This is a genomic window from Rhizobium mulingense (assembly GCF_029194105.1).
Lineage (GTDB): Bacteria > Pseudomonadota > Alphaproteobacteria > Rhizobiales > Rhizobiaceae > Rhizobium > Rhizobium mulingense.
This window is the reverse complement of sequence record NZ_JARFVE010000021.1, coordinates 18,514-37,362: the sequence shown is the minus strand read 5'-3', so window position 1 is coordinate 37,362 and position 18,849 is coordinate 18,514. Positions and strand designations below refer to the sequence as shown.

The 18,849-nt window shown below is 58.1% G+C and carries 22 protein-coding genes and 2 pseudogenes; 7 read left to right on the top strand and 17 right to left on the bottom strand.

Annotated elements, in window-relative coordinates; genetic code table 11:
- Window positions 1-237 (bottom strand): annotated as a pseudogene (locus PYR71_RS29090) (transposase family protein); the annotation flags it as partial.
- A gap of 714 nt (window positions 238-951) precedes the next feature.
- On the opposite strand from PYR71_RS29090, the gene PYR71_RS29080 reads away from it, so the two are divergent.
- Window positions 952-1,323, top strand: a complete 372-nt coding sequence (locus PYR71_RS29080) for a COG4315 family predicted lipoprotein (protein WP_275621754.1) — start codon at window positions 952-954, stop codon at window positions 1,321-1,323.
- Window positions 1,324-2,002: 679 nt separating this feature from the next.
- A complete protein-coding gene (locus PYR71_RS29075) occupies window positions 2,003-2,266 on the top strand; it encodes a DUF982 domain-containing protein (RefSeq protein WP_275621753.1) in 264 nt (87 codons plus the stop codon).
- 231 nt (window positions 2,267-2,497) lie between these two features.
- Here PYR71_RS29075 and PYR71_RS29070 read toward each other — a convergent pair whose 3' ends face one another.
- A complete protein-coding gene (locus PYR71_RS29070; protein WP_275621752.1) occupies window positions 2,498-3,442 on the bottom strand; it encodes a DMT family transporter in 945 nt (314 codons plus the stop codon).
- Between the two features lie 90 nt (window positions 3,443-3,532).
- Here PYR71_RS29070 and PYR71_RS29065 point away from each other — a divergent pair, with 90 nt between their 5' ends.
- Window positions 3,533-4,150, top strand: coding sequence for a CGNR zinc finger domain-containing protein (locus PYR71_RS29065; protein WP_275621751.1), 618 nt, complete (start codon window positions 3,533-3,535; stop codon window positions 4,148-4,150).
- 236 nt (window positions 4,151-4,386) lie between these two features.
- Here the strand turns inward: PYR71_RS29065 and PYR71_RS29060 are convergent, their stop codons facing one another.
- The 5 genes and pseudogenes from PYR71_RS29060 to PYR71_RS29040 all read right to left on the bottom strand — a co-directional run.
- Window positions 4,387-4,749 (bottom strand): VOC family protein, encoded by a 363-nt coding sequence (locus tag PYR71_RS29060; protein WP_275621750.1) that lies wholly within the window; start codon window positions 4,747-4,749, stop codon window positions 4,387-4,389.
- Between the two features lie 380 nt (window positions 4,750-5,129).
- Window positions 5,130-7,031 carry a potassium transporter Kup gene (locus tag PYR71_RS29055; protein WP_275621756.1) on the bottom strand — a complete coding sequence of 634 codons (1,902 nt, stop codon included), beginning with the start codon at window positions 7,029-7,031 and terminating at the stop codon, window positions 5,130-5,132.
- A 371-nt stretch (window positions 7,032-7,402) separates the two neighbouring features.
- Window positions 7,403-8,215, bottom strand: a complete 813-nt coding sequence (gene ku, locus PYR71_RS29050) for a non-homologous end joining protein Ku (protein WP_097582867.1) — start codon at window positions 8,213-8,215, stop codon at window positions 7,403-7,405.
- 11 nt (window positions 8,216-8,226) lie between these two features.
- Window positions 8,227-9,135, bottom strand: coding sequence for a non-homologous end joining protein Ku (gene ku, locus PYR71_RS29045; RefSeq protein ID WP_275621749.1), 909 nt, complete (start codon window positions 9,133-9,135; stop codon window positions 8,227-8,229).
- Window positions 9,136-9,292: 157 nt separating this feature from the next.
- A pseudogene (locus PYR71_RS29040) lies at window positions 9,293-9,391 on the bottom strand (IS5/IS1182 family transposase); the annotation flags it as partial.
- Between the two features lie 695 nt (window positions 9,392-10,086).
- Here PYR71_RS29040 and PYR71_RS29035 point away from each other — a divergent pair.
- A complete protein-coding gene (locus tag PYR71_RS29035) occupies window positions 10,087-10,251 on the top strand; it encodes a hypothetical protein (RefSeq protein ID WP_275621748.1) in 165 nt (54 codons plus the stop codon).
- Window positions 10,252-10,505: 254 nt separating this feature from the next.
- Here the strand turns inward: PYR71_RS29035 and PYR71_RS29030 are convergent, their stop codons facing one another.
- The 3 genes from PYR71_RS29030 to PYR71_RS29020 all read right to left on the bottom strand — a co-directional run bounded on the left by PYR71_RS29030 (window position 10,506) and on the right by PYR71_RS29020 (window position 13,256).
- On the bottom strand, window positions 10,506-11,372 hold the full coding sequence (locus PYR71_RS29030; RefSeq protein ID WP_275621747.1) for a transglutaminase family protein: 867 nt from the start codon (window positions 11,370-11,372) through the stop codon (window positions 10,506-10,508).
- A gap of 428 nt (window positions 11,373-11,800) precedes the next feature.
- Window positions 11,801-12,868 (bottom strand): AI-2E family transporter, encoded by a 1,068-nt coding sequence (locus PYR71_RS29025; RefSeq protein WP_097583051.1) that lies wholly within the window; start codon window positions 12,866-12,868, stop codon window positions 11,801-11,803.
- 217 nt (window positions 12,869-13,085) lie between these two features.
- Entirely contained in the window at window positions 13,086-13,256 is a 171-nt protein-coding gene (locus PYR71_RS29020; protein WP_275621746.1) for a hypothetical protein, read from the bottom strand.
- 202 nt (window positions 13,257-13,458) lie between these two features.
- Here PYR71_RS29020 and PYR71_RS29015 point away from each other — a divergent pair, with 202 nt between their 5' ends.
- A complete protein-coding gene (locus PYR71_RS29015) occupies window positions 13,459-14,487 on the top strand; it encodes an extracellular catalytic domain type 1 short-chain-length polyhydroxyalkanoate depolymerase (RefSeq protein ID WP_097582877.1) in 1,029 nt (342 codons plus the stop codon).
- A gap of 382 nt (window positions 14,488-14,869) precedes the next feature.
- Here the strand turns inward: PYR71_RS29015 and PYR71_RS29010 are convergent, their stop codons facing one another.
- On the bottom strand, window positions 14,870-15,271 hold the full coding sequence (locus PYR71_RS29010; RefSeq protein ID WP_245426836.1) for a hypothetical protein: 402 nt from the start codon (window positions 15,269-15,271) through the stop codon (window positions 14,870-14,872).
- On the opposite strand from PYR71_RS29010, the gene PYR71_RS29005 reads away from it, so the two are divergent.
- Window positions 15,203-15,649, top strand: coding sequence for a hypothetical protein (locus PYR71_RS29005; protein WP_275621757.1), 447 nt, complete (start codon window positions 15,203-15,205; stop codon window positions 15,647-15,649). The genes PYR71_RS29010 and PYR71_RS29005 overlap by 69 nt on opposite strands.
- Here the strand turns inward: PYR71_RS29005 and PYR71_RS29000 are convergent.
- From PYR71_RS29000 to PYR71_RS28985, 4 genes are read right to left on the bottom strand one after another with little or no spacing between them, the layout of a single operon-like run.
- Window positions 15,586-15,924, bottom strand: coding sequence for a CDP-alcohol phosphatidyltransferase family protein (locus tag PYR71_RS29000; protein WP_245426830.1), 339 nt, complete (start codon window positions 15,922-15,924; stop codon window positions 15,586-15,588). The two genes, PYR71_RS29005 and PYR71_RS29000, sit on opposite strands and share 64 nt — an antisense overlap.
- Window positions 15,921-16,172 carry a Rieske (2Fe-2S) protein gene (locus PYR71_RS28995; RefSeq protein WP_275621745.1) on the bottom strand — a complete coding sequence of 84 codons (252 nt, stop codon included), beginning with the start codon at window positions 16,170-16,172 and terminating at the stop codon, window positions 15,921-15,923. The genes PYR71_RS29000 and PYR71_RS28995 overlap by 4 nt, the downstream gene beginning before the upstream one ends.
- On the bottom strand, window positions 16,169-16,378 hold the full coding sequence (locus PYR71_RS28990; RefSeq protein ID WP_275621744.1) for a hypothetical protein: 210 nt from the start codon (window positions 16,376-16,378) through the stop codon (window positions 16,169-16,171). The genes PYR71_RS28995 and PYR71_RS28990 overlap by 4 nt, the downstream gene beginning before the upstream one ends.
- A gap of 41 nt (window positions 16,379-16,419) precedes the next feature.
- Window positions 16,420-16,650, bottom strand: a complete 231-nt coding sequence (locus tag PYR71_RS28985; protein WP_275621755.1) for an iron-containing redox enzyme family protein — start codon at window positions 16,648-16,650, stop codon at window positions 16,420-16,422.
- 274 nt (window positions 16,651-16,924) lie between these two features.
- Between PYR71_RS28985 and PYR71_RS28980 the strand changes: the two genes are divergently transcribed.
- Entirely contained in the window at window positions 16,925-17,056 is a 132-nt protein-coding gene (locus PYR71_RS28980; protein ID WP_275621743.1) for a hypothetical protein, read from the top strand.
- 206 nt (window positions 17,057-17,262) lie between these two features.
- Here the strand turns inward: PYR71_RS28980 and PYR71_RS28975 are convergent, their stop codons facing one another.
- A complete protein-coding gene (locus PYR71_RS28975; RefSeq protein WP_245426826.1) occupies window positions 17,263-17,784 on the bottom strand; it encodes a RibD family protein in 522 nt (173 codons plus the stop codon).
- 459 nt (window positions 17,785-18,243) lie between these two features.
- A complete protein-coding gene (locus tag PYR71_RS28970; protein ID WP_017990623.1) occupies window positions 18,244-18,840 on the bottom strand; it encodes a general stress protein in 597 nt (198 codons plus the stop codon).
- Between the last annotated feature and the right edge of the window lie 9 nt (window positions 18,841-18,849).

Here is an 18,849-nt window from a genome sequence, read left to right as displayed (position 1 = left end):
TGCCAAAGCGAGATGGTGAACCAAGGTGTCCAGGCGTGCTGTCCGGCGGGCCATGGGTCGGACTATGTCATCACCGAAGCGCTCGGCGAAAATCTTTCGGCGGCATTGGTCGGCACAACAAACGAAGCGTCGGACAGTCAGATGCAGTTCGATCCTTCGACCCGCACACGGCAGATCGGCAATCATCCGAGGATAGCGACTATGAACACGATGAGAGGTCGTACCGCATTCGGGACACCTGCAACCTCGGGACTGACCACATGCGGCGACGACGATCACGTCGGGTCTGTGATGCACTGCCTCCACGTTCAACTCGGCAGGGATCAGATCGGAAAAGCCGAAAACGGGCTCGCATGGCGCTGATTCTCCTTCAGAAACCAGGCCAGTAGAATCCAAAACATCATCGAGGAATGAGTCAGACCCCCGTTTGGACGCCGATCACCCCATTTGCGGGGTCCTTTTCCATGCCTAATCACACCCCACGCAGCGCTTCGACATCGGCGGCACTCCGGGTCAGGGTGGCGACATGCGCCCCCCTCGGATTACCTATGAGCGAACATATTATGACTACCTATGGCTATGTTCCCGGTACCGGCTCTGGCTATCACATGGCTCTCCATTATATAACACCATGTGCTGCAAGGTGACCCGGTCGACGGCGAAGGTACGGATATCGATGCCGACCGGGTGACGCCAAATTTCCCAAATCCCCGCTAGAGCGAAAGTCGACCGATCCTTCAAGGTGCCAGCGTGCGGTTGGTTGCTCTCGCTCCAGCGGCGCGATCGCTTCCCGGAACATGTGATGAGAGACCATCGTGTCACCCCGTCGTACGATTGCCGGCGCCTGTCGGCGTGGGGCCATGGGCGGAACCGCTTTCATAGTTGGGCGTTTTTGTCAGTTAGATCGGTACCGCTGGCATTCCGCCGGCACTGCCGAATGGGAGAAAAATCATGAGAACGATATTGATCGCGATAGGTACGTTAACTGCTTTAACCGTGTCTGCTTTTGCGGCCGAGCCGGCCAAGATGGTCGAGACGAAAATGGGCAAGGTCCTGGCCACTGAAAAGGGCATGGTGCTTTACACATTCGACAAAGATACAAAAGGCAAATCCAACTGCGATAGCGATTGCCTGAAGAAGTGGCCGGCGTTCTACGCTGGAGCCAAGGCCAAGGCGGAAGGCGAATGGTCTCTCGTCAAAGCTGCGGATGGCAAAGAGATGTGGGCCCATGAGGGTAAGCCGCTTTACACCTATGTCGAGGATAAGAAAGCCGGTGAAGTCAACGGCGATGGCGTTGGAGGAGTGTGGCACGTGGCCAAATAGCTCACCCGCGCCGGTTCGAATGGGCGGTCGTCGGATCGCCCTGAACCCACGGCGTGGGGGGCGGTCGACGAGCGGACTCGAAAGCCGTGAGAGACGCCAAGCCGCCCAGGGGAAGCCAGGCACCCGGAAGCAGTTGGCACTACAACAATTGGGATTTCAACGCGATCGGTACAATCTACGATGGCGACCGCCGACTTTATATGACGGCATCATGATTGATATCGCATCCCCTAAACCGTTGAGGCCAGCCATCCCGCGGCGTCCGCAATGGCCTTTCAGATCGGGTCACCCGGTTAGTCGACGAGCACGATCACGTCAGGCGACACGGTGCCGCCTTCTTCCTGTAACCGGACGCTCGCGCCAACACCTGTTCATCAAGCGACGTGTCGACGGGCCAGGAAACGCTCTTGACGTCTGCGGTCCAGAAGTTGGTTGCAAGTAATGGAGAAGAAAGAAGCAGCGCACGCAGACAGTTCATTTCCAAACCCTCTCAAGTTGGCGAAATGCGGACGCGATGTAATTCTTCCAATGACGACAGAAAAATACTCGGTTACCTAGCATTCAAGTGACGCTAGTCCCAGCGGTGTTGCTATCGGTCACAGAATCTTCAATTTCGAATTTTAGCAAATATGCTTATAGTCTGGCGGCCGTGGCAATATTCGTTCCTTGAGGGGTCGCAATGTGCTGGAATACATCGTCGGCGTTCACGCCGGTTGGTCTAGCTTTGCGCGGTACGAGAACGCGCAAGATCGTGGGGACGCTCGGCGATGCAGCGCAAATCCTGATCAATGAGTGGCCTTCCGATGATGGTGAGGAATATATCGCCGCCGTTAAAGCCTGCGTCGACGCAATCAGTGGGCAGATTGCCCCGGAACAATTCCGCGAGGCCCTTTTACGTGCGGCCGATGAGGCCGGTATCGCCGCTTTAACTGTGGTTCGCTGATAACAGTAAATCGGGTGGCTCGTTGAGTGGCGTCGTCCAGCCGGTCTTCCTCGGTGAAAATTTCGGTCGCAGGCTGGCCGAGCATCTTGGCCTCATCCCCGTCCCAGTTCCGTCGCGCGCCCTCATGCCAGGTGGTCACTGCCCATCCGGGTCTGTAATCAGCGCCGTGCCATCCCTGATCTCCAACCTCTGATACAACCGGGCAACAAATGGAGTTCAGTTCAATCGGATTCAGCTTTCGAGAGCGGCATGTCCTGGCGCCGGCGCCCCTGACATAGCGAGATAGGCACCGCTTAGCATTACGATGATGCCGATCACATCCATTACTGTGATCTGCTCAGCGAAGACAGCGGCGCCAAGGGCGACAGCGATGACCGGCGAAACGAAGGCATAGCTGCCGGCGCGAGATGCACCGATGTCCCGCAGCAGGCGCATGAAAGTCGTGTAGCCGATCAGCGAGCCGAAGATCACAAGGAAAAGCCAGCCGAGCCACGCAATTATGCCCCAATCGCCCGAGAGGGCAGAAACTGCTCCGGCTTCTAAAGCCAAGGCTGCAGCCAGGAGCACGATGCCCCCAACCGAGGTCGTTACGCCTGCAACGAACAAGGCCGGATAGGTTCGTAGCAGTGGACGGGCCAGCACCGAGCCGTACCCATAAGTGAATGCTGCGGACGCAACCGCCAAGCCGCCCCATAGGCTGGCGCCGGTGAAAGCGTCAGGAGACGGCGGCGCTTCCCGGGGGGATCCTGGCCAAAAAAGAACAATGAGTCCCGTGACTCCCAGAGCGATTGCGAAGATCCGGCGGCCATTCAATGTCTCCTCCCTTAACAGGAGAGCAAACACCAGGAGCGCAATCGGTGTGAGCGACATTTCCAGAACGGCGGCAGTCCCGGAATTGATATACTGCATGCCCCAGAACAATGGGCCGTAGCAGAGCGTGATCATCAGCACACTGACGGCGGTGATGCGAATACAGTCTCTCAGCTTCAGCCCTACTATGTTGCCACTCGCCCACGCGTATAGAAGAAGCAACACGCCGGCGGCGGTGAACCGCGTGCCGGCAAACAAGAGAGGCGGGACGGCTTGGATGCCGGCCTTGGTTCCGATCCAGGTGCTTCCCCAGATTATACATAATATCAGAAAGCGCAGCTGATTTTTATTGACGCCGGTAAACATTGGGGCTCCGATCTTGGTAACGAATAAAAATCGTTTATCCCGTTACAACTCGCCCTTGTCCAAATCGTTCCGGGAAACGATATTCAAGTCATGAACACGCGAAAGACGATCCACGACATCAGCCTGCTCGGCGGTCATCCGGCGCTCGACTTCGTCAACACAGTCGATAGTCGCGGAGAAAGTTGGGGGCCGGATTTCCTGAATAGCTACACTGACCTCGTAGCTTGGGCCAGTCGTCTCGATCTGATCGACGACAAAGAACGCGATACCTTACTCGTCAGGGCCGGCAGGTCGCCGTCCGACGCGGAAAAGGAACTCAGACAAGCGAAGGAATTGCGTGAGGCGCTCAATCGCCTGTTCCTGTCCGAATTTGATGAAAGCCCGGTCAGCCGAGACGATCTCGAGCTTGTTGCCGGCATGGCCCGGCATGCGCAATTGCAGCAATCACTGGGCTGCGTTGGAGGCAGAATCCGGTGGCGTCGAGCGGATGCCAAAGACTTGGCTGCAATCAGCACCCGTGTCGCCCAGTCAGCTGCCGAACTGCTGACATCGCGAGACGGACGCCGCCCTGTGCGTGCGTGCGAAGGTCCAAATTGCGGCTGGCTTTTTCTGGATCAATCTCGTGGCGGCCACAGGCGATGGTGCTCGGACAAAACCTGCGGGTCACATGCCAGAGTGCGCAAGTTTCGGGCTGCCGAGGCCAATTAATCACGCCAGGCTGACCGGCCGAATTCGTCTTCGTCTTCGTCAGCGCAAACGCACCCGCATCGATTGGGAAGAGAGTTCCACTAGCTTCAAGATTTTCCTCTAGGAAGAAAGCCCCGCAGGAGCGGGGTCAGGAAGGTGGGGTGTTTCGGAAGCGGCCATTCGACAAAAGCGTTGATTCGAGTAGCGAGTAAGGCGATCGCATTTTGTCATTCAAAGCCACCGCCAGTGGGATGCCTTTAGGTGTTGAAAGGCCGCGAGGGCGGTTCTGCAAGAGTGATACGATTGCCGTCGGGGTCTGCGATCTGGGCGATCCTTCCGTAGTCGCCTTCCGATTCACCTGTGAGCTTCACGCCAATTTCTTCGAGCGATTTGCGGGCTTTATCCATTTTCGGCACGACAATAGTCAGTCTACCGGACCCCGCATTTTCCTTGTCATGGAAGATTTGAACGTTCGCGCCTGCGACGTCGCGCCATTGGATCAACCCATTCATGGGACGATCATCGGGCTTCCGGTCGAAAAGTTGAGTATAGAATTTCTCCGCTATATCCATGCTTGCTGTCGCGAGCGCGGCGTAAATTCCTTGGATTTGCATCCACATGTCTCCCTTCCAAATCGACTCCACCACTAAATGAGGAAGGGCGCAGTTCCGTTCCAAAACTGTGTCATGGCGGCCGCAGCAATGTTCGCTTGGATTCCAAGCTGACCGCCGCTTCTGGCGCACTATTGCCATCTCTATCACAGCGGTAGTGCTCGAAACCTCGAACGCTCTTGGTCAATGCGCGAAGAAAACGGCGCTTACCGAGCAACGCTGATGCCGCAAGCCCCATGACGAGGATGCCGACGGAGGGGAAAGCCTCAATTAACGGGTGGTGACCCAGGCGAAGCCAGCGGTGAGCGCCAGCAGCAACGAAATCAGATAGAAGACGCACAATTGGCGTTCCTCGTAACGTAATGGCAGAGCGGCGCTGATCGGCTCCGCTAGATGGTTGTCTGCAGTCCGAGTTCGACCACTCGCCCCGACGGCAGCCCGAAATAGTCTGTGGCATTGCTCGCATTCTGCGCAAGCCAGATGAACAGCCGGTCCTGCCAGAACGGCATGCCGCCTTTCTTCGATGGCAGGATCGTTCGGCGCGACAGGAAGAAGGAGGTCGACATGATGTCGAACTTCAGACCAAGCTTGCGGGCGAGGACGAGCGCACGAGGGATGTTTGGCGTCTCCATGTAGCCGAACGTGATCACCAGCCGGCTGAAGTGGCGATTGAAGCTTTCGAGAAAGATTTTCTCATCGTCCGGAACGAACGGGGTCGTCGCAGTGACGACGCTGAGAATGATGTTCTGCTCGTGGAGCACCTTGTAGTGCTTCAGACTATGGAGAAGCGCGGTTGGCGCGCCTTCGATGTCGCTTGTCAAGAACATCGCAGTTCCAGGCACCGTGAGTGGTTTCTTCCGGGCCAGATTGTCGATGATCACCGCGAGTGGGATTTCGTCGGCCTTGGTGCGCGCCGCAAACAGCCGACGCCCCGCCGTCCATGTCTGCATGACGAGCGCCATGGTCGAGGCCACCGCAACCGGAACCCATCCGCCATCTGCGAACTTCGCGATGTTGGCGGCTAGAAACCCGGCGTCGATCAGTGACATCGGCACGATGACGGCAAGAGCTGCCGCCAGCTTCCAGCTCCAGATACGGCGCATCACGATGAACAGGAGGATCGAAGTGATGAACATTTCGCCTGTCACGGCGATACCATAGGCGGCGGAAAGGCCGCTCGAGTTTTGGAAGAAGAGCACCAGTGCAGCCACGAACATGAATAGCAGGTTGTTCACCTGCGGCATGAAGATCTGCCCGGATTGCGTTTCGGAGGTATGGAGGATGCGCAGGCGCGGAAGCAGGTTGAGGTGCATCGCCTGACGGACGAGGGAGTAGGCGCCGGAAATCACGGCCTGGCTGGCGATGACCGTTGCTGCGGTCGCCAGGCAGACCATCGGGATTCTCGCCCATTCTGGGTGCATGCTGAAAAAGGGATGCTCGGCCATCTGCGGGTTCGCGAGCACGAACGCGCCCTGGCCGAAGTAGTTCAGAAGCAGACTGGGGAAGACGAGTGAAAACCACGCGACGACAATCGGGCGGCGTCCGAAATGTCCAAGGTCGACATAGAGGGCCTCGGCCCCGGTCACGGCAAGGAAGACGGCCCCAAGCACCGCGATGGCCGAACCAATGTTGTTGGCGACATATCGGAACGCGTGGACCGGATTGATTGCGCCCAACACCGACGGATCGTCAAATATGTGGATCGCCCCGCTGAGGCCAAGGACGACAAACCACAGAGCCGTTACCGGACCGAATACCGACGCCACCCCGCTCGTGCCGAACCGCTGGACGAAAAACAGCGCCGCTATGATTGTAAGAGTGATAGGCACGACCCAGTCGGACAGCGCCGGGGCGACCACCTCGATACCCTCGACCGCAGACAGAACGGAGATCGCCGGCGTGATGATCGCGTCGCCGAGAAAAAGAGAGGCGCCAATCACACCGAGGACAAGTACCCACTTCGGGCGTCCCGCAAGACCTTCGCGAGCGAGAGTCATGAGAGATAGCGTGCCGCCTTCGCCCCGGTTGTCCGCCTTCAGCACGAAGGTCACATACTTCAAGGTGACGACGATCGTGAGCGCCCAGACGATCAGCGAAAGGATGCCGAGCACGTTCGCGTGGTGCGCTCCCGATCCGCCCGTGGCATGGAGAGCCTCTCTGAATGCGTAGAGCGGGCTAGTACCGATGTCGCCATAGACGACGCCTAAGGCGGCGAGAACAAGCGATGGCAGACCTCGCCGGACCTGGTGTTCCAGTTCCGGGTCTGCTGATCGCAATTTTGTTTCGGTCAAATGGCGTGTCCTGTCGGGCCGTCTGTGACCGCGGGAAATTGCCACCGACCTGTCCTCATGGCAACGCGAAAACGCGTGCTCGGCGATTGCATCCAACTTCCGAAACGCCCGACGACGCGCGCCTGAACTTCCGAAGGTGTGCGAAGTGAGCATGAAGCGGTGTGTCCGAAGTTCCCCCCACGGTGATGGATGTCGAACAGACCATGGCTGGCTTCCTGGCTGCATTAGAAGGCAACTTCGTCGGCCGTCGGCGGAAATCGATCATTCGTAGGCCGCAGGACGGTCGATTGGTCTGGCTCTTCGTCGAGGAGCGTCTCGCTAGCGGCGCGAGGCCAGCTTCGTGCTCGATCCTCATATCCGCCAGATGCATGTCAACCCGCCCTCCTGTTCTTGAGTTCAGCTTCGACGCTGTTGCGAAGCGCATCCATGATGTTGACCACGTTGGAAGCCGGAGCGGCCTGCTCCTTCTTTCCCTTGGCCGCCTTCTTCGGCTTGAGAAGCTTCTTCTTCTCCTCGATGAGCTTCAGCAAGGCATTCTGTATCGGATCGCCCACCATGTCCGGCGACCACCTTTTGGTCTTGTGCTTGATGAGTTGTTGGACCAGGGGAACAAGATCTGGATCAGCCTCTTCGTCGATGTCTTCGAAGTAGCTTTCCTCAGGCCGGACTTCATCGCCGAAGCGCAACGACCACAGGACGATACCCTCGTCGCGGGGTTCCAGTATAACGGCTCGCTCACGGCGACCCATGACGAGCTTGGACACGCCAACCACGTTGTCGGCTTTCATGGCTTCCCGGATGACAGCGAATGCCTCGTTGCCGACGGCGTCGTCCGGCATTAGGTAGTGCGGCTTCTCCAGGTAGACCCATTCGATGCTGTTGGCCGGAACAAACTTTTCGATGTCGATGGTCTTCACTGTATCTAGGGCAACACGATCAAGGTCGTCGTCGGTTAGGATGACATAGTCATTCTCGCCGCGGGCGTAGCCTTTCGCTTCGTTCTCGTCCTTGACGGGCTTTCCCGTCACGGAATCAATGTACTGCGATACGACGCGGTTGCCCGTGTCCTTGTTCAGGGTGTGGAAGCGGACCTTTTCCGATTCCGAAGTCGCCGGGGTCATCGCCACGGGGCAGGTGACGAGTGACAGCTTAAGATAGCCCTTCCAGTAATATCTCGGAGCCATGGCCTATTTCCCTAGCTGGCCTTGCGCCGCGGAGCAGCCCCGGAAGAGGCGGCTTTCGAGGCCTCTCCGCGCGCGGCGCGCTCCCGACCGGTGCCTTTGTTGGCGTTGGCGGCAGTGCGTTTCGGTTTGTTGTCGGCGGCCTTCATCATTCCGGCACTCTCGCGGAGCGCGGCCAGAAGATTGTTCGGCTTCGAGACTTCGACCTTCTTCGGCTTCGGCAGTGAGCGGCCTTCCATCTTGGCCTTCACGAGGTCGGCAAGCGCCGCTTCGTAGCGGTCGTCGAACGCCGCCGGGTCGAACTCGCCCTTCTTCGTGGAGATAATGTGCTTGGCCAGATCGAGCATCTCGCCTTCGATCTTGATCTTCGGCATTCCTTCGAACGCCTTCTTCGAAGACCGAACCTCGTAGTCGTAGTTCAGAGTGGTGGCGATGAGGCCTTTGCCATGAGGGCGAATGAGGACGGTGCGCATCCGGCGGAACAGGACTGTCCGCGCAATGGCGGTTACCTTGGACTTTTTCATGCCATCTCGAAGCGCTGCGAAAGCGTCCCCGCCCATCTTGTCCGGCGTGAGGTAATAGGGCTTGTCGAAATATACGTCATCGACATCTGAGCATGGGATGAAGGCCTCGACCTCAAAGGTCTTGTTGCTCTCTGGGATGGTCGCGGCGACCTCTTCCGGATCGATGATTATGTACTGACCGTTGTCGATCTCGAAGCCCTTGGTCTGTAACTCTTTCGGAACAGGATCCTCGGTCTCGCTATCGATGAAGATGCGGTTGACCCGATTCCCCGTCGCCTTGTTGATGGTGTTGAAGGTGATGCGCTCGGATGTGCTGGCGGCTGTGTAGAGCGCCACGCCGCAGCTTACCTCGCCAAACCGTAAGAAGCCCTTCCACTGCGCGCGATGTCCCGATGGCATGGACGCATCCTCCGAATCACTGAGTCGCGACTCAAAGACGTGCGAAGGTGATTCGTTCCGACTCGAAACGAATCATTTTTCAATGGCTTACGGAATCTTCTTCCGAGTTCGATTCAATTCTTTTCAGGGTTGCAGCGGCGGGTTTCCGTTCCTGTTGGCGCTTGATGCCCGAGACATACTTGCCCGCGTAATAGCCCTTCAAATCCGCCGTGTCCGTGTTCTTCACGCTCTGCGCGTCCACGATCAAGAACGCGCTGGAGGCGTTGCGCACCAGTTTTGGGCGGCAACCGGCGCGTTCAGTTCACTAAAACGATGATCGAAACCTTATCCCATGCGGGACAATCAAGGTAGCCGCTCCGTTGATCGGTTCAGAGCCATCCGGGAGCGTCGCCACTACGGCGAGCGTCCGTTCTCCTTGTAGGCGGAAGCGCAGATCAGCTCCATAATTGGATCCGTAGCACCTTCAAATACCTGCCGGCACCACGAGATGCCCTGCAAGCAACCGCGACTTTTCTCGTTCTAGGCGGGAATAGTTAATCTTGGGAGGACAAGATGAGACTGGTACGGTTCCACTACGTAGGACCTAACGATCCACTCGTCTTCATTAATCCTGAACACGTTGTCGCCGTCGGGCCTTTTCCCAGCAGCCCCCACATCTATGTCTCCGTGTTGCAGAAGGATGGCGGACCGAGCTATTATCCGATCAAAGAGACGCTTGATGAAGTCGTCAAGCTACTAACGGCTTAACCGGCCGCCACCCGAGACCCGGGAGCGATTGGAGCATCCAGTTAAATTCAACTGTGGGCCCAGCCTTTCACCAGACGCCCAAGAACGACACGGATCGCCCGAGCAGCGGCACTCTGCCGAGGGTGAAAATCGATCCGTCGCGGGCAAACCGCAATCGATGCCGAGTGCCCGGAACTTCTATGGTAACTCGATGTTGTAATCGGCATGAGCCAAACAGACCAAAAAGCCGCAAAAGGCATGATCAAATTGGTGCTGACCATCTTCGTCATCGCGATCATTCTTGCTGTGGCGTGTCTCACTTTTTTCACCCCAGGAGAAGTCGAGCCACGACCGTCGGCGTCGCCGACAGTGAGAGAGGGCGGCCAGTGACCGCGCGAGCAACTGCTTTCGGGATCGGGGTAGGTGCCGGTCTGGGGGCGGCATTCGGTGCAACGATGCTCGACAGCGTCCCAATTGGAATGGCAATCGGCATAGCCGTTGGCGCGGCGTGCGGTTGGTATAAGGGCGGACCCTACGATGAGATGGACCGATGGTCCAATGGCCCGCGTCTGACGAAGGCCACCGGCGCGTTCAGCTCACTAAACGATGATCGCAATATAGCCCCCTGTGACGCTCAGGGCCTGTCACAACTCAGAAACCTCGACGGCGACGTCCATCGACACAAACGCATTGGCGGCGCCAGTGAAGCCGCCGGAGATCGGCACTGCGTGCGCAATATCACGGACCACTGCCACAGGGATGAGATTTGCACCACCCATGGAGCGACTTGTCGGGTCGAAGGTAATCCATCCGGCGCCGGGGAGAAACACGTCTACCCAGGCATGGGTCGTTCCGCTGTCCCTCGAGCCAAAGAGCATCTGATTGGGGTTGAAAAGGTATCCTGACACGATTCGCGCGCCGAAACCCAGAAGCCGGGCGGCTTCAGCAAAAAGGACCGCGAAATCGCGACAACTGCCAGATCGAACAGCAAGAGTTTCCAGTGGTGATTGCGTCCCCTCGGCCTCCCGGCTTTGATAGGTAATCTCGTTCGACACGCCGCCGCTGAGGTCTTTTAAAAGCGAGAGGGTATCAGTCGAGCCGGATCTAACGAACGCCCGTACCCACTGCTGAAACAGGTTGGAAGGATCGGGGTATTGGACTTCTCGCAGGCCACCAAGATCCTTCCATTCGTGCTCACCATAGGAAAAGGGGTAAGTGATGGCAGACGCTGCGATATCGAAAACCGGCCAGGCTGCCGACGTTAGGTCGACCACCGCTTTGCTGTCGATTTTCAGGCAATCCGTTGGCTCCGCGAACCTAGCCGTCGCGACGGCATTCGCAAACACGTCGGTCGCCCAACTCATTTTTGCATCTGGCCATGAAACGACGTCATGGCTGACGAGCAGGAGTTCGCGCCCTTCTCGAGGGCGAAGGGTCAATCGGTGGGGCCCGAGCGCAATCGGATAACGATAACGGTAGGTCGTGGTATGTCGGATGCTGAGTTTCGTCATCGCCACTCTCCAAGTGCCGGGTCAGGGTATTCCGCCGTGGTTCTCGCCATGGTGGGATTCCTCTGAGCACGCGCAAGCCGTCGTTTAGGACATTCATATGGTCAGGACATCGATAAAAAGTACCGTAAACGTCTTACTTTATTTGGTGAGGCAACGTCGTGAGTGGAAAGCTCAAGACGGGGAGGCACCCCAGATGCGCCGCTCAAACGTGGTGGACATAAAGCTCGGCGAGCGCGGCCGATACTTCCAGGTCACCGCCCAACTGGCAGCTTCAACCCGATCGGCCAGCTCTTGATGGACAAGACTTCGCCTTGTCCAAGCGCGTCGTCGAGATTGAACTATGTCGGTGGAGTACATGGGAGGCATGAAATATCAATGAAGGGCAGTGCCCCTCCGTTGGCCAACGTGCCGGACAGCCTATAAAGTTTCTATTCGATATCCTTGCTCTCTGATCTGTCTGCGATCTGCTGTTCGGCGAAAAGCGACCATGCCGAGATAAACAGGGCGGCAATCAAGGGGCCAATGACAAAACCATTGATGCCGAACAGGGAGATGCCGCCGACCGTTGAGATCAACACCACATAGTCGGGCAGCCGCGTCCCTTGGCCCACCAGTGGCGGACGCAGCAGGTTATCGATTAGCCCTATGACAAATACGCCGATGAGAACCAGGATTGCTGCTTTCAACCAGGCACCCGTGAGAACTAGCCAGATGGCGGCTGGAACCCATACAAGTGCTGCTCCAATTGCAGGCAGCATTGACATGAACGCCATGGTCACGCCCCACAAAAGGGCGGCCTCCACTCCAAGAGCCCAGAATGCCACGCCTCCGATCGTTCCTTGGATCACAGCAATGATGATATTCCCCTTGACGGTTGCCCGAACGACAGCGGAAAACTTGTCGCGAAACTGGCGGGTATAGTCGTCGTTGAGAGGGATTGCATGTCGGATAGTCCGGCCGAGGTCAGCGCCATCCCTGAAGAGGAAGAAAAGCAGATAAAGCATGATCCCGAAGCTGATGAAGAACTGCAGCGTGTTTTGGCCAAAACTCAGCACGCTGCCGGCGACCGACCGGCTTGCCTGTACTGCGCCTGAGGAGATGTTCGCGCGAAGCTCCGCAAAGCCGCCCAGCTTCAATGAGTTCAGCCAGTTGTCGATGAAGCCGGGCAACGCATTCTGAATTCGGACCAGATAGTCATTGAGGTCGATTTCGTTGCTGCTTATCCGTTGGTAAAGACTGGTGCCTTCCTGGATAAGAGAAACGAGGATAATCAATGCCGGTACGATGACGAGGCCGATGCACATCAGCACCGTCAGCAGGGCAGCGATGCCTCGACGGCCTCCAAGTAAAAGCGCCAGTCGCATGTTCACTGGAAAGAAGATGATCGCGAGGATCACCGCCCAGAAGACCGCCGCGTAATAGGGGACAAGCAGCCAGATGAACGCGATCGTCACCAGCGCTAGCATGACATAGAAGCTCGTACGTTGGATAGACATGTCTGCCTTGTTCGCTGGCCAGTCTTCACCGCCACCGGCGTAGGAATAATAGTTCGCAAAATCTCTCATCCTAACCATAGCCGCGTCACGGCATAAGGCCAACGCGAATCCGGCGTGGGAGGAACGCGGACAACCTGACTACTGCAGGTCTGCACCGACGCGATCTCGCTCATCACGCACGCCCCGAGCCCGGGGGCACTGTCCTCCGGCGAAGGACTCATTCGCGAATCGCTTTCGAGAACTGCGAATCGGCGGCCTTCAATCGGGGCTGACTATCGTCGACGCCGGCAGTTACGGCGCCATCAGCGCTCCCCTCCAAGCAAATCGTGCTGAAGAAGAAGGCAATGGCGCAGTGGCTTGATGAAAACATCGTCTCTGTGACGACCAAGTTCCTTTCTTTTAGCGACGCTGGCGAGAAGGCCAAGGTCTAGGGAACAACGATGGTCCGGCGTGGTTCCCCTACCCGCGGATTGGATCGACAGCCGCAGCCGCAGATGGGGCATTCCAAAAGGACACATCGAGAGCCGCGAACCGAGCGGTACGCAGCCTGGTCTGCGAACGCTCCTATCGCAGGTTGAGGACCTTGACGTATGAAGTTCAGTTTCGGCAGATCGCTAGTAAGGGCCCTCAGAGCCCAAAAGAAAATCAGCAAGCTGATCGGGAAAGCTGTCGGAGCGACTCGAACCAAACCGAAACGTACAACCTCCCCATCCCGCCCCGCGAAACCGGTTTTGGTCGAGACAACCGCGTTTGGAAGCAATCCGGGTCGCTTGGTGATGAAATCCTTCGTCCCGACCACGCGGCTGCCAAAGAACCCCGCGCTTGTCGTCTTGCTTCATGGCTGCCATCAGACTCCCGAAAGCCTGGATGTCGCGGCGGGCTTCTCCAAGCTCGCGAAAGAGCGCGGTTTCGTTCTTCTTTATCCGCAGCAGAAGAGAGCAAACAATTCGCAAAATTGCTTTAACTGGTTTCGACCAAGCGCCGTCGCCCGAGACCGCGGCGAGGTGCGTTCAATCAAGCAGATGGTCGAGCACATATGCGAGCGACATCGCATCGACCGATCGAGGATCTTCGTCGCGGGGCTGTCCGCCGGCGGGGCGATGACGGGTGCACTTGTCGCGAACTATCCCACATTGTTTGCAGGCGCCGCGATCATAGCCGGCATGCCATTCGGATCCGCCCGCGATACGATGTCCGCCCTGCGAGCGATGAAGTCAGGCGCGACGCCGCCGCCAGCCGGATGGGGAAGACCCATCGCTGAGATTTCGCCAGAAGCCAAGGCATGGCCTCCGATAACCATCTGGCAGGGCATGGAAGACCGGGTAGTCAAGCCGGTCAATGCGCTCGCTTGTGTCGCGCAGTGGCTCGAAGTCCAAGGCATTGCAGAGAACAGCGGCCGATTGGAGGAAAAACCATGGGGCAGGTTGCAGGCATGGAAGGTGAGCGGCAAGCTGAAAGTGGCCCTCTATTCGGTCAGCAACATGGGCCACGGGCTTCCGATCAAGAAGCGCAAGAGCGTCACGGCGCTAAGGTCTGCAGACCCCTACGTGATCCCGGTAGAAATCTCAGCTCCAGCAGAGATCATGCGATTGTGGGGTTTGTCGAGGCTTCGAAAATAACCAGCTCGCAGGAGGTTCGGCCGTATCTGGCAAATTCAGGTCACCGATGGGCGTACCCTGCACCCCACACTCTTGTAATATCGGACAGCGTCGATGTCCGATCCGATCCGAAATAGGCTCCCATAAGTTGTTCATGACCGGGATATTCGAAGGGGATCCACCGAGCTCCAGGTCACGACGCGCGGGGTACGTTCGTTGGTCTGCGTGCCCGCCGTCTATCTTGCACGAAAACATGCGCGTGCATCTGACAGACTGAGGCTCTCGCGGAAGGACCGGCTGCGAAGTCGAGAATGCTTTAGCCTGGAAGTCTGCCCACGCTATCGGGGCTCTGTGAAATAGCCCGCCGAAATCTTTGCAGAGATTTCTACCTCGGCGCCCGCGGCTACACGGTCCGTTGGAAGCTCAATCTGGTTCCCGATCTCGATACCACCTTCGGCAGCGGCCTTGTGACATTCATTCCACCACGGCTATCCAGAATTCGGCCGTCGGCTTGGAGGTGCCCTGCTTGCAATGCGCTGGATATCTCAGGCATTTCAAGGCGACCCTCGGTGACCGCAATCGATGGCTGGATTTGCCAGCCCTCGGAAATCGAGTCCGCATGGTCATCCGCTATCCGGTGCCCCCAGGGATCAAGTGCGACGATCTTTCCGGGTTGTGCCCACTGTGGAAACGGACCGATTGTTGCCGATGGCTTTGTGGGAGTGAGATCAGGTCGATGACCTTCGTCAAGGGCGCCCGTTGCGATGCTGATGGCGCGATAGGGCGCGAACGCCCCCGCGTGGATGCCAATCGCATTGCGTTCGGATCCCGTTCCCGTAACGATCGGACCGCGCTCTTGGCCGATGGCGCCCCCCAACTCACGGTCGCGAGCGAAGAACCTTCCCGGTGGCTGCCTCCGCTACGCTCGATAACGTCAGCAGGAGCGGGTAAGACGCTACTCATGGGACCGTTCCACCAAGGCGAACATGTGTGGCGCATCCTGATCGACACCTCGGCGCAGAATGAAAATCACCTGTTCGAGTCTGCTGAGCCCGACGTCGGACGAAAAATGGAACATCAGCAGGCGTCGAGTCTGCAGCCACGAAACGAGCAGATAGATTACCGGGCCGCCGAACAGGACTGCCAACGCAACTCCGTGGCGGGACGCGAGGCCGGGATATGACGAGAGTAGAAAAAACAGAATGGCGACGGAGAAGATGTTGTCGACGATGGCGTCAAGGCGGGGCCGTACTCGGACGCTCGCTTTGTCCGTCGGGCGAGCCATCCATCGACGAGGTCGGTCATGGATGCAATCAGGTAGAGGACAAGCGCCGGCCCAGCATACCCATAGCTGAGGAGCAGCAATATAGGGGCTATCAACAGGCCGCGACTGAGCGTCACCACGTTGGCGAGCTTAAGCGGACCATCTTCCCAAACCAAACCATGGACGACGCTCATACTGGCACCGCGGTCAGTTTGAGGGTCGTATCGCGGGCAATCAGCTTTTCTATAGAATAGGCGTTGTGATGCATCGGGCAGACAATCTGATTACGCTCATTGACGAAACCAAATTTGAGCGGACCTCCACGGTGTGGGCACCTATTCGGGATCAGGTAAAGCGCGCTTTGGTAGAGCAGAAAATACTCTATTCCGTCCCTGACGATCGTGGGAAGGTCCTGACCGATCCAGCTTGCCGCCTCACTCATGGCACAACCTCGCGACCGACCGACAACGGTGGAAAAACCTTGAAGGCGGACGGGTCGGTCAAAAAACCAATGCCGCCGATCTGCAGAGCCGAACCCGTATTCCAGTTCGTCGCGGGAACCGCGCAGCGACCAGGCGAGGCCAAATTTGTCGGCATGCCAAACTCGGCGTGTCCTGCCTTCACCGCGGCCTCGAATGCCAAGGTCACGGCCAGCAGATGATCTCCCGACCGCTCGAAGGCCAGTCTCGTCAGTTGGCCTCGGGACCGTACTTGGACACCAAGGGCGCGACCACCTCGTCGGCAACCATTGCGGAATGGTGGATGTCGATGTGCGCATGGTCGCCAAAGTAATGCGCGTCTACGCCGGGATGGAAGCGCTGGAGATATCGGAAGTGCTCCTCCGTGGATCGCTGGTAGCTTGCTTCGGCAAAGAGGAGGAAGCCAATTTGAAGAAACAGATTGCGAGGGCTCTGGAACATGAAATGGATGACGTTGTGCAGCTCCAGCGTCGGCGTATCCGAACTCATCAATGAGAATGCGGAAGAGTGCGGACTGAGGCTCGCCATATTCGCCGATGACGCCGAGCGCGGAGGCGGAGGCTTCCGCCAGCAAATCGACAGAGGACTGAAGCAGGAAGTTCCGGTAGTAATGGTCCCGGTTGCTGGAGCTGTCCAAAAACTCAAGGAAGCCGCTCGGCCTGTTCGCTTTGAGATTGGGTATAAGGTTTGCCACATACCCGGCGCAATCTTGTCTATGGCCAAGGCTGCGTGCCTCGGCAACCGGCGGGCCAACCAGTTCGTCTTCAAGGTTTGCGCGCAATTCGTCGAGACGCAGCATCTCGCGGGCATCGTAGTGCTTCTGGAGCGGCGACAGGATCGAGCCTGAAGGCGCTGCGCTTGGCAGCAAGACATAACGACCCTGATAACTGCGCATCAGCGCCTGATGTTGGACAAATCGCCGAAGGCTGGGATCTTCATTGCCGCGGAGAGCTTCAGCGTCGATGCGAATATCATATACCGGAGGTGGATTTGTGCCGGCTCGCGCCGCGACGCGTTCCCCGATATCCAGCAGATCTTGCTTTCCGATGAAGGTCATGTGTGCGCCGTTCCAGGCTCGTAGATCGTCACGGCAATTCCACTCTTTGTGAAGCACTCGACCAGTCGCCATTTCGACAATTCGAACGCCAGATTATGTTCGTCAGAGCGCATATAGCTCGGGGCATCCGCCGATCCAGTGACGACGGGGATATGTTTTATGACGATCCGGTGGACCAAGCGCACCTCGTGCAGGCTGTGCAGCAGGCGACTTCCGCCTTCGACGATCATGCTTTTGATCCCGCGAGCATTGAGAATGTTCATCAAGCCGGGGAGGTCGACCCGGCGTTCGCCGCATCGCACCACTTCGACATTGGGCTTGCTTTTAAGCGCTTCGATATCGGCTTCCTTCGCCGCGCGGGAGACGACGAGGACCGTCGGATAGCCGTCGTTGAAAAGCTTTGCGTCGAGGGGCAGCCTGCCCATGGACGAGGGTACGATCCGCAACGGATTTGGCCCTGGTGCGTGACGCACCGTGAGTTCTGGATCATCCGAAAGGACGGTGCCGGCACCGACCATGATGGCACGTGTGCCGCTCTCTGGCCATGGAACCACGCGCGAAGATCGTCGCCGTAGAAATCGAACAGACCCTTGCTGGAAGCCGTCGCCCCCAGCGACAGTTTGCCGTCGTTAGTGACCTCCGACAGCGTTGTTATTTCAACCATTTCTTGTCCTCCTCCTCCTCACACTCAAATGCGACTGTGCCACGAATGTTCAAGGGAGGAGGAAATCGGATACGGCGTCTTTGGAGGAAACAGATTGAGCGAAGTGGACCACTCGCGGCATCTTCAGGGGGGTGCCGACCACGTTCACTTATGGGCTGCGCCCTCATCGACCGCAGCGGCACCAACTGAAGCTCCAATGGCGCCTTTGGTGCGAAGGGCGGCCATTGGTGGCTTTGCTCCACCCCGCGTCCAACTCGAGATCAACGCTTCAACCCTCCTTGCGAGATGCAAGGAGGGTTGAGCTCAAGGGCGGTTAGATCGTCCGCCTATAGCGGTCGCGCTCCTGCGCGATCTGCTCAGGGGCATATGGATCGAGCGTGTCGTCGAACCGGGTCCAGCCCTGGTCGTTATAGGCGCGCCGACGTTCGACCGGGTCGACCCAGTTTGAACCCTGCAGAATAGCCTGCGCCTCGGAGGCGCGGGCGTCGTCGACCTTGGCCGTAACCAAGCTGCCACCACGGCGGACACCTTCGGCATAGAGGTGAGCATCATCTTCCGAGACACCGGAGTCGGTGAGGGCGCCGATCAGGCCACCAGCGGCACCGCCAGCGACGGCGCCGGCGACAGCCCCGGCCGCAGTCGCGGCAAGCCAGCCTGCGGCAACCACCGGTCCGACACCGGGAATGGCCATCAGGCCCAGTCCGGTGAGCAGGCCGCCAGCGCCACCGACGGCAGCGCCAATGCCAGCGCCGGTCGCGGCATCCTCGCCAACGTCAGAGTCGCGATCGATGCGACCAGCCTTGTTGGAGACGATACTGATGTCGTTGGAGGGAATGCCTGCCGCTTCCAATTTGCTGACGGCGGAGCGAGCGTCCGAATAGTCGTCGAAAAGTCCGGTTACAGTTCTCATGATGTTTCT

What these genes read in the sequence shown, in the direction of transcription:
- PYR71_RS29080 (WP_275621754.1), top strand. Translation starts at nt 952, where the DNA reads ATGAGAACGATATTGATCGCGATAGGTACGTTAACTGCTTTAACCGTG.
- PYR71_RS29075 (WP_275621753.1), top strand. Translation starts at nt 2,003, where the DNA reads ATGTGCTGGAATACATCGTCGGCGTTCACGCCGGTTGGTCTAGCTTTG.
- PYR71_RS29070 (WP_275621752.1), bottom strand. Translation starts at nt 3,442, where the DNA reads ATGTTTACCGGCGTCAATAAAAATCAGCTGCGCTTTCTGATATTATGT.
- PYR71_RS29065 (WP_275621751.1), top strand. Translation starts at nt 3,533, where the DNA reads ATGAACACGCGAAAGACGATCCACGACATCAGCCTGCTCGGCGGTCAT.
- PYR71_RS29060 (WP_275621750.1), bottom strand. Translation starts at nt 4,749, where the DNA reads ATGTGGATGCAAATCCAAGGAATTTACGCCGCGCTCGCGACAGCAAGC.
- ku (WP_097582867.1), bottom strand. Translation starts at nt 8,215, where the DNA reads ATGGCTCCGAGATATTACTGGAAGGGCTATCTTAAGCTGTCACTCGTC.
- ku (WP_275621749.1), bottom strand. Translation starts at nt 9,135, where the DNA reads ATGCCATCGGGACATCGCGCGCAGTGGAAGGGCTTCTTACGGTTTGGC.
- PYR71_RS29035 (WP_275621748.1), top strand. Translation starts at nt 10,087, where the DNA reads ATGAGCCAAACAGACCAAAAAGCCGCAAAAGGCATGATCAAATTGGTG.
- PYR71_RS29030 (WP_275621747.1), bottom strand. Translation starts at nt 11,372, where the DNA reads ATGACGAAACTCAGCATCCGACATACCACGACCTACCGTTATCGTTAT.
- PYR71_RS29025 (WP_097583051.1), bottom strand. Translation starts at nt 12,868, where the DNA reads ATGTCTATCCAACGTACGAGCTTCTATGTCATGCTAGCGCTGGTGACG.
- PYR71_RS29015 (WP_097582877.1), top strand. Translation starts at nt 13,459, where the DNA reads ATGAAGTTCAGTTTCGGCAGATCGCTAGTAAGGGCCCTCAGAGCCCAA.
- PYR71_RS29005 (WP_275621757.1), top strand. Translation starts at nt 15,203, where the DNA reads ATGACCTTCGTCAAGGGCGCCCGTTGCGATGCTGATGGCGCGATAGGG.
- PYR71_RS29000 (WP_245426830.1), bottom strand. Translation starts at nt 15,924, where the DNA reads ATGAGCGTCGTCCATGGTTTGGTTTGGGAAGATGGTCCGCTTAAGCTC.
- PYR71_RS28995 (WP_275621745.1), bottom strand. Translation starts at nt 16,172, where the DNA reads ATGAGTGAGGCGGCAAGCTGGATCGGTCAGGACCTTCCCACGATCGTC.
- PYR71_RS28985 (WP_275621755.1), bottom strand. Translation starts at nt 16,650, where the DNA reads ATGTTCCAGAGCCCTCGCAATCTGTTTCTTCAAATTGGCTTCCTCCTC.
- PYR71_RS28980 (WP_275621743.1), top strand. Translation starts at nt 16,925, where the DNA reads ATGGCCAAGGCTGCGTGCCTCGGCAACCGGCGGGCCAACCAGTTCGTC.
- PYR71_RS28975 (WP_245426826.1), bottom strand. Translation starts at nt 17,784, where the DNA reads ATGGTCGGTGCCGGCACCGTCCTTTCGGATGATCCAGAACTCACGGTG.
- PYR71_RS28970 (WP_017990623.1), bottom strand. Translation starts at nt 18,840, where the DNA reads ATGAGAACTGTAACCGGACTTTTCGACGACTATTCGGACGCTCGCTCC.